Origin of the sequence: Streptomyces sp. NBC_01267, from assembly GCF_036241575.1 — a bacterium.
GTDB lineage: Bacteria > Actinomycetota > Actinomycetes > Streptomycetales > Streptomycetaceae > Streptomyces.
In genome coordinates, this window is the sequence record NZ_CP108455.1 from 245282 (window position 1) to 257754 (window position 12473).

Genomic DNA, 12473 nt, shown 5'->3' on the forward strand with positions numbered 1-12473 from the left:
GTCTCTACCGCTCCACCTTCACCCACGGTTTGACCCCGAGCTTTCCGGTGGTTCCGAGGTCGAGCTCCGGGGTCACCATCACCGGCTCGGCACCGGCCTTCACCCGGACCCGCACATAGGGCACGTTCACGGGTGTACCGGACCCGGTGGTGTTGCGCCACACCAGGCCGGCGGTGGCCGACTCACCGGGCCTGATTGTGACGGGTCGGGGCTGCACGTCGGGCCCGGCGCCGGTGGTGATCTCGCCGCTGCCGTCGAGGATCTCGACGCCGTCGACGGCCTTGCGGTCGTCGTCCAGGAGTTCCAGCAGCGGGTAGCCCTCGACGGTGTAGCTGTGGGTGCCGCAGTTGTCGAGGTGCAGGCCGACGACGCGCAGTCCCATGGCCGCGTCGCCCGCGTCGGCGCTGACCCGGATCCCGGAGTCGGGGCATGTTCCCTGCCGGGCGGGCGCCTCGCCCGCGGGGACCTTGGTCACGTCGAGCACCTTGGCCTGCGCTACCCGCGGCGCGGCGGACGGCAGTTCCCCGGCCCGGACCGTACCCCGCACGGTCTTCCCGGGGCCGACGTCGCGCACGGTCACGGTCTGGTTGGTCACGGCCCCGCCGTCACTGCTCATGAAGGTGAAGACGACCGAGTAGGTCAGTGTCTCGGCGCCCTTGTTGGTGACCTCGTAGGCCGCCATGACCCCCGAGTCCGTGGCGAGGCTGTCGGCGGAGACGGAGTTACTGCGGGTGGGCGAGGGGGAAGGCGACGGGAGGGTCAGCGAGGTGACCCGCACGCCGTCCTTGCCAGGATCGTCGATCTGCGTGCGGGACGGCGGTACGGCTCCGCTCGCGACGGTGTTCCGGCCCGCGTGTTCCGCCCCGCAGGCCGTGAGCAGAGCGATCGCGGCGAAAGCCACCAGGAAGGGCCCGGTCGCGGCGAGGGCCGGGCGGAGTGGGGCGGGTCTGCTCATCCCGTCATCCCATCAGGGCGTCGGCCCTGCGCCCGTGACGGAGGCCACAGTTCGGGTCACAGCGGTGTCACAAGTGGCGGAGCGGGAGGCGCCGAACTGAGGGGCGTGGCCGGGGAGGTGACGGGGACAGTTGGACTCGCCGGGCAACTGACAGCATTCTGATGCGTTACGCTGAGTAGCGACGAGCCATCCCCTCAGCCCATGGCCTCGAAGATCCGTCTGCTTTCCGTGGTCATGGTCACGTGCCTCGGGCTCCCTGGAGTAACTGCGTTCACGCTCATCCGGGTCTGGCCGGCGGCACCGGACCAGATGGCCCTGGTGGTGACAGCGATTGAGACGTGCTGCATCGTGGCTACGCAATTCAGCCTTCATCGGCTGCGCCGGTATGTCGACGCCGCATCTGGCGCTGGCGGAGTTGTGGGCGGCAACGCACGCCCGGCTGGAGCTCTACCACAGGATCGCCACCGGCCAGGCGAAGCAGTCGTTCCGGAACGCGCAGCTGGCGATGGTCATCGGATTCGCACTGCTCGTCGCCTTCGTCATTGTGGCGCTGAAGGCAAGCACGACGACGGGCGGCATCGTTGCGGGTGGACTCGGTGCCGTCTCGGCTGCGCTCGCGGGGTACGTGAGCCGTACCTTCGTCCGCTCCCAGGAGGCGGCTGCCGCACACCTGCGATCGTACTTCGATCAACCGCTGGAGCTGTCCCGGTATCTTGCTGCGGAACGTCTGATCGCCAACGGCAACCTGGGCGACGAGCAGCGCGCGGAGATCTTGATGACGGTCGTTCAAGCCATGGTCGCCGGCCCTCCACGACCGGCGCCGGACACTCCGAGCGTTCCGGCGCACGCTGCACCCTGACCTGGTACCGGATCAGGGTGCAGCGTGCGCGGCTGATCCCGCGCGCATGTCTGAACACTGTCGTGGTCCAGGCGCCACGCTCGGTCAGCAAGAGGCGTTCGACGCACCGATCCGCTGGGTGGCCCCGGTGATACGGCCCCGGCCTCCTCCGCCCACCGCCGAGAAGACCGGGACACGTCGTCAACTGCCGGACGTGGCCAGCCACTCGTCGATCCGCCCCGGGTGGTCCGTGGTCACGGCGTCCGCTCCGATCTCGACCCAGCGGAGCAGGTGGGCGCGTTCCCCGGTGGGCCAGGCATCCACCTGGATGCCGGTCTCGTGACAACGGTCCACGAGGTCCCGGGTGAGTTCGGGCTTCAGCTCCGGGCACACCCAGGTGGCCTTGAGTTCCAGCGCGTCCTTGATCATTTCAGTGCCCGGGTGGTGGGTGATCAGGCCACGGGGGACGTGCGGCAGCCATCGGGCGGCCTCTTCCACCGCGGTCTTGCTGAAGGAGGTCAGCACTACCGACCCGGGCAGCGGGGTACGGCGCTCCCGCTCGGCAAGGGCCTGTACCGCCTCCAGGGCCTTGATCTCGATCTGGACGACGTCCCCGCAGACTTCCATGGCCTCGTCGAAGGTGGGTATGCGCTCTCCCTCCCCGGCGTCCAATGCCTGGAGGTCGGCGAGAGTGAAGTCGGCGACGAGGCCGGTGCCGTCGGTCGTACGGTCCACGGCCTTGTCGTGGATGACGACGAGGTGGCTGTCAGAGGTGAGTCGGATGTCGAGTTCGATGCCGTCGGCGCCGAGAGCGAGAGCCCGCCGGAAGGACCGCAGGGTGTTCTCCGGCTCTTCGGTCCGGGCTCCACGGTGTGCGTACACCACGGGACGCCTCACGGGGTGGTTCACAAGTGCTCCTCGATCATGGGGCCGTAACGGTTGACGCCCTTGCGCAGCTGATCGGCGACCTCCGCGAAGGCCTGCTGTGCGGAGGTGTTCGCCGACCATATGCGCTGCAGAGCTGTGTAGATACGCACGTTCGCATTCGGAATCATCATGCGCACCTGGTCGCAGGGGCGCGTGAGGTCCAACTGCCTGACGGCCGTGGCGAAGGCCGGGTCGTTCTTCATCAGTTTGACGAGGGTGGGTTCCTTGACCGCCGCCGACACCACGGGCAGGTAACCGGTCTCGATGGCCCACCGCGCGGCGTTCTCCGGGCGGGCCAGGAAGCGCACGAACTGGGCTGCGGCTTCCTTGCGTTCCCGTGGCACGCGCTTGAATATGCCCAGGCCGCCGCCGCCCGTGTTGACCGCGAACTTCTCCTTCTTCGGCAGGAAACCGGTGCCCAGCTCCCAGCCGTTCGCCTTCGCCATCTCGTTGATCTTCTTCAGGGCGCCGGTGGAGGTGACGAGCGTGGCGATCAGCTGGTTGCCCATGTCGGCGGTGGGCTCGGTCGCCATGTAAGCGATCTCGTCCCTGAAGATCAGCTTTCGCTGCCATTCGCCCGCCGCCACGGCGCCGCCCTCGTCGATGGTGACGTCCAGGCCCTTGGAGTACGCCCCACCCCACTGCCAGGCACTGCACTGGAACTGCCAGTCCCCGTCGACTTTCTGGTATCCCTCCAGGGCTACCCGCTTGCCGCCCACGCTCTGCCGGGTGATGTGGCGCGACCAGTCGTAGAGCTCGTCGTAGCTCTCCGGGGGGCGTACCGGCACGCCGGCCTTCTTGAAGAGGGTCTTGTTGTAGTAGAAGAGCGGCGTCGAGCGGGCCAGCGGCAGCCACCAGGTGTGCCCCTTGCGGACGCCCTCGCTCAGCAGCCGCGGATTGTAGGTCCGCTCCAGCTCACCCCGTGCGAAGTAGCTGTCCCAAGGTTCCAGGGCGTCGCCGAAGTAGAACTTGTACCACTTCACGTCGGACAGCACGCACAAGTCCGGGGCCTGGGCGCCGAGCAGGCTGATGACCGCCTTCTGGGCGCATTCGTCGTAGGTGCCCTGGAACTGCACCTCCACGTACACGTCCCGCTGCTCGCGGTTGAAGGCGTCGACGAGATTCTGCAGGGCCGGTCCCACCGGATCTGCGAACGTCGACCAGAGCACCACCCGGGTGCGCCCCCGGAACGCATCAGGTACCGAGCCACCGCCGGGCTGTGCGACGGGCCCCGTGGTCTGACCGCAGGCGCTCAGCGTCGCGGCCAGTCCCAGCCCCGCGCCCGCCCCGAGCATCCTGCGCCTGTCGAGCACGGGGCCCGTGACCTCCCGCAGCGCAGTTCGCGTCATTTTCCGGCTCCCTGGGTCAGCCCGGCGATGATGTACCGCTGGGCGAAGAAGAACATGACGAGGACCGGCACGACCACCATGACGGCGCCGGCAAGGATCGCTCCCCAGTTGGCGAAGGTCTCGGTGTTCTTGAGGAAGAGCAGACCGATGGGCAGGGTCCGCATGTCCGTGCTGCTGGTGACGATCAGAGGCCAGATGAAGTCGTTCCACTTGCCGACCATGACGACCAGGGCGACGGTGATCACCATCGGGCGCGACATCGGCAGCACCACGCGGAAGAGGATGCGCAGGTGTCCCGCCCCGTCGATCTTCGCCGCGTCCGTGATCTCCTGGGGCAGTGTCAGCATGTGCTGGCGCAGCAGGAAGGTGCCGAAGACCGAGCCGAGGCCCGGCGCTATCAGGCCCGCATAGGAGTTGACCCAGCCGAGCTGGGCGATGGTCAGAAAGTTCGGCAGCAGCGTGACGTGGCCGGGCACCATCATCGCGCCCAGCAGGAACAGGAACAGGACCTTCTTGCCGGGGAACGGCAGGAACACGAATGCGTAGGCGCACAGCAGCGCGGCGGTCAACTCGATCGCGGTGCCGATCACGGACACGATCAGGGAGTTGAGGAAGAACCGGCCGAACGGTGCGGCGCGCCAGGCGTCGGAGAAGTTGGACCAGTGCAGGTCGGTGGGGATCCAGTGCGGGGGGTAGCTGTAGATCTGCGGGTTGGTCTTCAGCGCCGAGGAGATCAGCCAGTACAGCGGGCCGCCCGCGATGACGGCGACCAGGACGAGCAGCGCGTACAGACCGAAGCGCTGGGCGCGGCGGACACCTGAGCGGCTGCCCGTGGCGACCGGGCGGGCGTCCGGCAGGGAGTTGGCGGCTGTCACTGGTAGTGCACCTTTCGCTGGAGGAAGCGCGCCTGGAATCCAGTGATCAGCAGCAGCACCACAAACATGATCATTGCGGCGGCGGAGGCACGGCCCGCGTCGAACGTGCGGAAGCCCTGGTCGTAGATGAACCAGCTGAGGATCGAGGTGGAGGTGCCGGGGCCGCCGTTGGTCATCATGGCGATCACATCGAACGCCTGGAAGGTGCTGATGGTGCAGGTCACCAGGAGGAAGAAGGTGACGGGCGAGAGCAGCGGCAGGATGATGCGGCGCAGCCGCGTCCACGCTCCGGCGCCGTCCAGGGCCGCTGCCTCGAACACGTCCCTGGGCAGGCCCTGCAGACCGGCGAGGTAGACCACGGCGACGAAGCCGGTGTTCTTCCAGAGGTAGACCACGACGAGACCGAACAGTGCCCACCTGGAGTCGGTCATCATCGCCGGCGCGGCCAGGCCGAGGGGTGCGAGCAAGGGGCGTATCAGTCCGTAGTTGGGATCGAAGACGAACAGCCACAGAGTGCCGACGGCGGCTCCGGAGAGCACGTACGGAGCGAAGGCCAGCGTCCGCACGACGTCCCGCCCGCGCAGCCGCTGGTTGAGCAACAGGGCGGTGGCGAGCCCGAGTACGAGTCCGCCCGCGACGATTCCGACGACGAACAGCACGGTCGTCCACAGGCTGCCGCGGAAGTCGGGGTCGGCGAACAGCGACGTGTAGTTGTCCAGGCCGATCATGTGCCACGACGAGGAAACCATGTCCCAGTCGGTGAGGCTCAGATAGGCGTTGTAGATCACCGGCCAGTAGGCGAAGACCAGCAGGAAGAGAAAGTTCGGGGCGGCGAAGGCGGCGAACAGCAGGTACTCGCGCCGCCGGCGCCGTGCGGGGGTCCGGGGCCCTGCCTCGCCGGCAGTCGCCGGACTTGGCGGGACAGCTCTGCCGTCCTGCATCAAGTCGGTCGTCAAGACAGCGTTGTCCTTCCGGCGAACCGTACTGCGCCTCCGGCGGCGCGGTATCGGCCCTAGGAATACCAACAAAGTGAACGAGAAGAGAACACCTCTGCGTGTTACGAATTGGCAGCCAGGACGCCGGACGGTCCCCGCGTGATACCTGTCGTTCCGCCGTGACCGGGGGTTTCCCTGGACATCAGGGGGAGGCATCCGTCTTACATCTGTCGTGTGATGACAGCCGGAAAGCGCGACGTATCGACCGGGCCGACCGGGCCGAACCAGATGTACGGTGCCGCTGGAGCCTGCGGCACCGCGTGACCAGAGCACCGGTTCCCTGGTCACGCGCTCCACGAAGTGCCGGCGGATCCCCGTCTGCCCCTCTGCTCTGCGAGGCCGGGCGGCAACGTGGACGAGGGGTGTCCAGGCGGGCGACGGGGCGAGTAGTCCGGTGCGCCGCCCTCCTGGTCCTCAACGCCGGTACGTCATCCCGGTGACGTACAGCGGCGCCGGAATGGACGATCGCCCGGCATGACGGCTCATCGCACCCGGGGTCTCATCCGTACAGCTCGGCGTGGTGGGATCCGTGGTTCAGCCGGTTGTTGCAGTGGCGTGATCCAGCATGTCGATCGTGGTGTCGGCCGCCTCGATGACTACCGGATCGTGTGTGGCGACGACGGTGACGCAGCCGTGCTGGTGTGTGGTGCGTGCGATGAGGCCGGTCAGGTCGCCGGCGCGGGTTCGGTCGACGGCGGCTGTCGGCTCGTCGACGAGGAGGAGTTCGGGCCGGGTCAGTAGCGCGCGGGCCAGCGCGACACGTTGGCGTTCGCCGCCGGACAGCTGGTCGGGGCGGTGCCGAAGTCGGTGTGCGAGTCCGACGTCGGCAAGCAGTTCACGGGCCTGGCCGCGTACGGCGCGGGGTCTGCCACCGGCAAGGGAGGCGGCGGCGAGCAGTTGTTCCTCGGCGGTGAGGCCGGCGAGGAGATTGCCGCTCTGGAACATGTAGCCGATGCGAGTCCGGCGGGTGCGGGCGCGTTCACGGTCGGTGAGGGACGCCAGGTCGGTCTCGCCCAGCAGGACCTGCCCCTCATCCGGGCGGAGCAGGGCGCCTGCGACGGCGAGGAGGGTGGACTTGCCGGAGCCGGAGGGACCGACGAGGGCGGTGAGGGCGCCCGGTTGGAAGGTCGTGGTCAGTCCGTGCAGGGCGGTGGTGCGGGACTCGCCGCTGCCGAGAGTGACGGTGATGTCATTGAGGCGGAGGGTCATCGTGCGGCTCCCAGCATGGTCATCGGGTCGACGGTGGTGACGCGGCGCAGGGTGAGGGCGGAGCCTGCGAGACCGATCAGGGTCACAGCGGCCATGGTGGTGGCGAGGGTGGTGACGGGGAGGCTGAAGGGCACCTGCTCGCCGACGAACAGGCCTACGGCGGAGGCGAGCGCGCCCCCGACGGCTGCACCGGCAGCGACGACCACAGCGGCCTGCGCGAGGGTGTGCCCGAGGAGGCGGCGGCGGGACGCGCCCATGGCACGCAGCAGGGCGAGCTCGGGGGTGCGCTGGACGGTCCAGACGGCGAAGAAGGCTCCGACGACCAGCGGGGCGATGAGGAAGAGGAAGGTCTGGATGGAGGTCATCGTCAGGCGCTCGCCCTCGTAGCCGGGGGCTGCAGCGAAGGCGTCCTGGAGCGGGACGGTTGTCGTGCGGTGGCGGCGGTCCGCGGCGGCGAGGGTCTTCTCGCCGAATCCTGCGGGGAGCTCGAGTGCCATCGCGCTGTACTGACGTGGGAGGTCGTCCGGGCGCGCGTCGGTGCCGGGCGTGGTGAAGCGGATCCGGCGCCAGGTGTCGGTGGAGACGTAGGCGGCGGGGACGTGTCCGTAGGAGGAGCGGCCGATGATGCCGATGACGTTCAGACGAATACCGAGCCGGTCGACGGTGAGAGTGTCACCGATGTGGACGCCGTCAGTCACCAGCCGGCGGGAGACCACGATGCCGTGCGGTTCGGCCGACTCCAGGGATTTGCCTTCGTCGGCACCGGGGTCGGTGAATGCGCCGGGCTCGACACCGAACGCGGCGAGGTCCACCTCGACGCCGCGGTCGGTGGTGCCGCGCGTGATGGCGACGCCGAGCGGGGTGGCCGCGGCGCCTTCCTCCCGATTCCAGCCGACGGCGGACTGCTCGTCGATCAGGCCGCGGGCGAACTGGTCGGAATCGGAACCGGCGGCGAAGGCGATGTGGGTGGCGGGCAGTCTGCGCAGGGCGGAGACGGTGTCGTCACCGAGGCCGGTGGTGAAGCCGGAGACGATACCGACGAGCGCGGCGACGAGGACGACGACGCTACCCATCAGCAGGAATCGGCCACGGGCCGCTTTGAGTTCCAGCAAGGCGAGGAACACGGCGCTCCTTCCAAAGATAGGGACAAGGCGTCCCCAAAATAGAAGATGGCGACGCGGCGTCCCTAAGTGGGGTGGCTACTACACTGGTCGCGTGCCCAAGATCCACGCTGCGTCGGTCGCCGATCACCGTGCCCAACAGCGTGCTGCTCTGCTCGACGCGGCGCGGGAGCTGCTCGCCGAGGGCGACGCTTCCAAGGTGACGTTCGCGGAGGTCGCCCGCCGCACCGGCCTGGCCCGCAACAGCGTCTACAAATACTTCTCCGACCGCCGTGAGCTGCTGACCGAGGTGGTCCGACAGGCCGCTCCGCGCTGGACCGAACGCATTCACGCCTCCCTCGCCGCCGCCGGCGACTCACCTGCGGAGCGGGTTGCCGCCTACGTCACCGCGCAGTTGGAGATGGTCCGCGACGGCGAGCACCGCATCGCCCGCGCCAGTGCCGGCGCGCAGGACGCAGCAGCCTTGCGTGAGGGCGCGGACGCGGCACACCGCGCGCTGCTCGATCCGCTCGTGGATGCCCTGCGTGACCTGGGTGACGACGCCCCCCTCAGGACAGCACGCCTGTTGCAGGGATTCGTCAACGCCGCGACCACGGCGCTGGAGGCGGGCGACGACTACGACGCGGTGACGGACCGGGCGGTGCGGCTGGTTGTCGCCGCCCTCGGAGGTCTCACGGCCGACCTGCCGTCCCGATAGAGCCGCACGTGCCGGGCCCACCACGGGCATGGCGCCGATCGTGCGGATCGTCGCGGTCGGCGCTGGTGGCGTCCTGCTCCGCGGGGGTTTCCCGGTGGGTGAGCTGGATGATCGGGCAGCTGGCGTCGGCGCCACGTTCGTGGCCGGGGCGCTGGTGAGCTCGCCGACGAGGCGGCACTCCGATACGGACACCCGGCTCGGTACGGCAGGGCTTGCGCAGGCTGCCCTCGAGCGCGGGGCCGGTCAGGAAGAACCGGCACCCGCGCTCGCCGTAGGAGCCGCGCGCAGAGCCCTCCGGCTCACGAGGGGCCGACGTCGCGGCCACTCCCCCGTCGATGGCACGCGGCAACTCCCGGTTGCACCATGCCCCTGACGGGTCGGCTTTCCGGACCCGGGTCGAGGGGGCGGATCAGCGCAGTCCGGCGAAGAGATCGTTCTCGGGGACGGCCGCGCCGGTGGCGTCCTGGACACGTACGAAGGTCTCCATGCCCATCAACTCGCCGAACCTCTCCTTGCCCATCTTGAGGAAGAAGATGTTCTCGCCCTGACTGGCATGTGCGGCCAGCGCATCGAACTTCTGACCGCTGAACGCGGTGGTGTCCACCCATGTGGTGATCTCGTCGTCGGGGAGGCCGATCTCGGCCATCGCGGCGGCCTCGGCAGGATCCGGCTCCGGCATGTCCTCATGAAACTCGTGCATGGTCTCCCCGAACCTCTGCATCATCGAGCGGGGCATCGTCGTCCAGTACACCTTCGGGGTCAGCGCGGTCATCTCCAGCGCTGCCATCGTGATGCGGTGGGCCTGGATGTGGTCGGGGTGGCCGTAGAAGCCGTTCTCGTCGTAGGTGACGACCACATCGGGCCGGTAGTGCCGCATGAGCTCCGCCAGTCGGGCAGCGCCTTCCTCCACGGGGGTCTGCCAGAAGGATCCGGGGGCGTCGTTGCTCGGCCAGCCCACCATCCCGGAGTCGGCATAGTCCAGCATCTCCAGATCACTGACCTTCAGGACGTCACAGCTCGCCTTGAGTTCTTGACGGCGCATCAAGGCGACGGCCGCCGGATCGTGCCCGGGATCGCCCGGCTTGGCGCCCTCCGTTCCGTCACCGCAACCGCCGTCGGTACACGTCACCAGAACCGTGCGGATGCCTTCCGCCGCGTACCGCGCGAGGACCCCTCCGGTTCCGGTGGCTTCGTCGTCGGGGTGGGCGTGTACTGCCATGAGCGTCAAGGGCCGGTCGGTCATGAAACAGTCCTCCTGCAGAAATACGGCTTGGTACGAGTGCGCGGCGGGCGTACCGCGATCCTGGGGCCCGGACCCTGGTGGGGCGGACGACCTCGCGGTCTCCGTGTTCCCCGTCCGTGCGGCGCCGGTCCCTCGGTCGATGCAACCGCGCCGGCCGGACCTGTTGTTCCCGGGTCCGGACAGTACGAGACCGGACAGCCGCCCTCCGGCGAGAAGGGTCAGCCGGTGCAACGGCTCAACAGCAGGCGGCCGATCGTCAGGAACGGCGCCGCCGGGCAGCGGCAGGGGGCGGGCTGCCGCGACCTTGCGCGGGAGCGAAGGCCTCCCCCGCCGGACAGCGAATTCCGGAAGGCCGTACGAAATCCCCTTGCTCAATGGTCAAGAGTCGTTGACCATTGGCCACATGCCTGCCGACGATCTTCCCGAGACCATTCACGTCACCACTGACGAACAGCTGCGCGCCGTCTCCAATCTCACCCGTCACCGGATCATGGCCGTGCTCCGCTTCGAGCCCGCGACGATCACGCAGATCGCCGCGCGGGTGGGCCTCGCCAAAGGGAGTTCCAGCTATCACATGCGACTGCTGGAGCGGGCCGGCCTGGTGAAGGTGGTGCGGACGCGGAAGGTGCGGGGGGTCACCGAGCGGTACTACGCGATGGCCGCGCGGTCGATCGTGCTGCCGGATCCGGGGGTGGGGCAGCCGGATGTGCTGATGCGCAATGCGGTGGCGGACCTGGAGGCGGCGCCGGTGGATGGCGAGCGGCACGTGCGGATGGCGCATCTGCGGCTCACCGGTGAGCAGTTCGCGGAGCTGGGGGCGCGTCTGCAGGCGCTGGCGGACGAGTACCGGGAGCTGTCCGATCCGTCGCTGCCGGACGTGTCGCTCGCCTTCGCGCTGTTCCGGCCGGCGCCGCGCGAGCAGGCCGAAGGGGATTCCAAGTGACCTCAGATATAAGGAAGTTGCCGACCGGGTTCGGACGGATGTGGACCGCGCAGACGGTGTCCTCGCTCGGTGACGGGGTGACGCATGCCGCGCTGCCGCTGCTCGCGTTGACGTTGACGCGGGATCCGATGGCGCTCGCCGTCGTCACGGCCGCCGGGACGCTGCCGTGGCTGCTCTTCGGGGTGCTCGGCGGTGCGCTGGTTGACCGCTGGGACCGTCGGCGCGCGATGTGGGTCGCGGACGCTGCACGTGCGGTACTGCTCGCGATACCTGCGGCGGCGGCCTGGCTCGACGTGCTGAGTATTCCGCTGCTCGCAGCCGTCGCCTTCCTGCTCGGCCTCGGCGGACTCTTCTTCGACACGGCCGCCACGGCCTGTCTGCCGGATCTGCTCGGCCGCGACCCCGCACTCCTGGAGCGCGCCAACTCCCGCCTGCGCGGCGCCCAGACCGCCGCGTCCGGCTTCGCGGGGCCGCCCCTGGGCAGTGCGCTGCTCGCGCTCGGGCGGGCGGTTCCGCTGCTCACCGACGCGGTGTCGTTCGCGCTCTCCGCACTGCTCGTACGGTCGCTGCCCGCCGCGCCCCGGCCCGTACCGGAGGCCCGCGAGTCGCTGCTTCGGCAGGCGCGGGCCGGGGCCTCGTACGTCTTCCGGGATCGGTTGCTGCTCGGGCTCGCGCTCCGTCCGACGGTCGGGAACGTCGCCTTCCTCGCCGTGGAGACCGTACTCGCCCTCTTCGCACACGACCGTCTCGGCATCGGCGCCCTCGGCTACGGCCTGCTCCTCACAGCAGAGGCCACCGGCGGCCTGCTCGGCGCGGGCATCGCCTCCTTCCTCGGCCGACGACTCGGCACCGGCACCGCGCTGACCTGCACGGCCGCGGTCGAGGGGCTTGCCGTCCTGGGGCTTGCCGCCGCCCCGAATCCGTACGCGGCCGGGCTCGCGCTCGCCGTCTGCGGGGCGGGCATGGGCGCCACGATGGTGCTCGGGCCCTCCCTCCGGCAGGCGATCGTCCCGGCCCACCTGATGGGCCGGGTCGCCTCCACCTCCCGCATGCTCGCCATGTGCGCCGCCCCGTTCGGCGCCTTCGTCGGCGGATGGCTGGCCACCACCTACGACATACGCACCCCGCTCTACGCCGCCGCCGCTCTCCTCCTCACCATGACCGCCGTCACGGCGACCATGACCGACAACCGCCGGGTCGAGGCGGCACTGCACGGCGCTGCCTCGGCCGGCGGTCCACGTCACCCGGAATCCGCGAACCCCGTTCGGGAAGGTGCACCCGAATAGTGGCGGCGTCTTCGCGGAAGTGTCACGGGTGTTTC

The 12473-nt window shown here is 69.3% G+C and carries 12 protein-coding genes; 4 read left to right on the forward strand and 8 right to left on the reverse strand.

Going from position 1 to position 12473, the window contains the following annotated elements; genetic code table 11:
- Positions 1-4 precede the first annotated feature (4 nt).
- Positions 5-955 (reverse strand): DUF4232 domain-containing protein, encoded by a 951-nt coding sequence (locus OG709_RS01315; protein WP_250305015.1) that lies wholly within the window; start codon positions 953-955, stop codon positions 5-7.
- Positions 956-1340: 385 nt separating this feature from the next.
- On the opposite strand from OG709_RS01315, the gene OG709_RS01320 reads away from it, so the two are divergent.
- Positions 1341-1814, forward strand: coding sequence for a hypothetical protein (locus OG709_RS01320; RefSeq protein WP_326695470.1), 474 nt, complete (start codon positions 1341-1343; stop codon positions 1812-1814).
- Positions 1815-1994: 180 nt separating this feature from the next.
- On the opposite strand, the gene OG709_RS01325 is transcribed toward OG709_RS01320, so the two are convergent.
- The 6 genes from OG709_RS01325 to OG709_RS01350 all read right to left on the reverse strand — a co-directional run bounded on the left by OG709_RS01325 (position 1995) and on the right by OG709_RS01350 (position 8272).
- Positions 1995-2702, reverse strand: a complete 708-nt coding sequence (locus OG709_RS01325; RefSeq protein WP_250305013.1) for a glycerophosphodiester phosphodiesterase — start codon at positions 2700-2702, stop codon at positions 1995-1997.
- A complete protein-coding gene (locus OG709_RS01330) occupies positions 2699-4069 on the reverse strand; it encodes an ABC transporter substrate-binding protein (protein ID WP_329164407.1) in 1371 nt (456 codons plus the stop codon). Before OG709_RS01330 ends, OG709_RS01325 begins: the two co-directional genes overlap by 4 nt.
- Positions 4066-4944, reverse strand: coding sequence for a carbohydrate ABC transporter permease (locus OG709_RS01335; protein ID WP_250305011.1), 879 nt, complete (start codon positions 4942-4944; stop codon positions 4066-4068). Before OG709_RS01335 ends, OG709_RS01330 begins: the two co-directional genes overlap by 4 nt.
- On the reverse strand, positions 4941-5900 hold the full coding sequence (locus tag OG709_RS01340) for a carbohydrate ABC transporter permease (protein ID WP_250305010.1): 960 nt from the start codon (positions 5898-5900) through the stop codon (positions 4941-4943). The genes OG709_RS01335 and OG709_RS01340 overlap by 4 nt, the downstream gene beginning before the upstream one ends.
- A gap of 573 nt (positions 5901-6473) precedes the next feature.
- Positions 6474-7148, reverse strand: coding sequence for an ABC transporter ATP-binding protein (locus OG709_RS01345; RefSeq protein WP_329164410.1), 675 nt, complete (start codon positions 7146-7148; stop codon positions 6474-6476).
- A complete protein-coding gene (locus tag OG709_RS01350; RefSeq protein WP_250305008.1) occupies positions 7145-8272 on the reverse strand; it encodes an ABC transporter permease in 1128 nt (375 codons plus the stop codon). The genes OG709_RS01345 and OG709_RS01350 overlap by 4 nt, the downstream gene beginning before the upstream one ends.
- A gap of 91 nt (positions 8273-8363) precedes the next feature.
- On the opposite strand from OG709_RS01350, the gene OG709_RS01355 reads away from it, so the two are divergent.
- Entirely contained in the window at positions 8364-8966 is a 603-nt protein-coding gene (locus OG709_RS01355; protein WP_266644679.1) for a TetR/AcrR family transcriptional regulator, read from the forward strand.
- 409 nt (positions 8967-9375) lie between these two features.
- On the opposite strand, the gene OG709_RS01360 is transcribed toward OG709_RS01355, so the two are convergent.
- Complete coding sequence (locus tag OG709_RS01360) at positions 9376-10209, reverse strand: PIG-L family deacetylase (protein WP_250305006.1); 834 nt, start codon at positions 10207-10209, stop codon at positions 9376-9378.
- 403 nt (positions 10210-10612) lie between these two features.
- Between OG709_RS01360 and OG709_RS01365 the strand changes: the two genes are divergently transcribed.
- Both OG709_RS01365 and OG709_RS01370 read left to right on the forward strand, forming a co-directional pair.
- Positions 10613-11152 (forward strand): ArsR/SmtB family transcription factor, encoded by a 540-nt coding sequence (locus OG709_RS01365; RefSeq protein ID WP_250305005.1) that lies wholly within the window; start codon positions 10613-10615, stop codon positions 11150-11152.
- The gene (locus tag OG709_RS01370; protein ID WP_329164416.1) at positions 11149-12438 is read left to right on the forward strand and encodes an MFS transporter; all 1290 of its coding nucleotides are present in this window, start codon (positions 11149-11151) and stop codon (positions 12436-12438) included. The genes OG709_RS01365 and OG709_RS01370 overlap by 4 nt, the downstream gene beginning before the upstream one ends.
- Positions 12439-12473 lie beyond the last annotated feature (35 nt).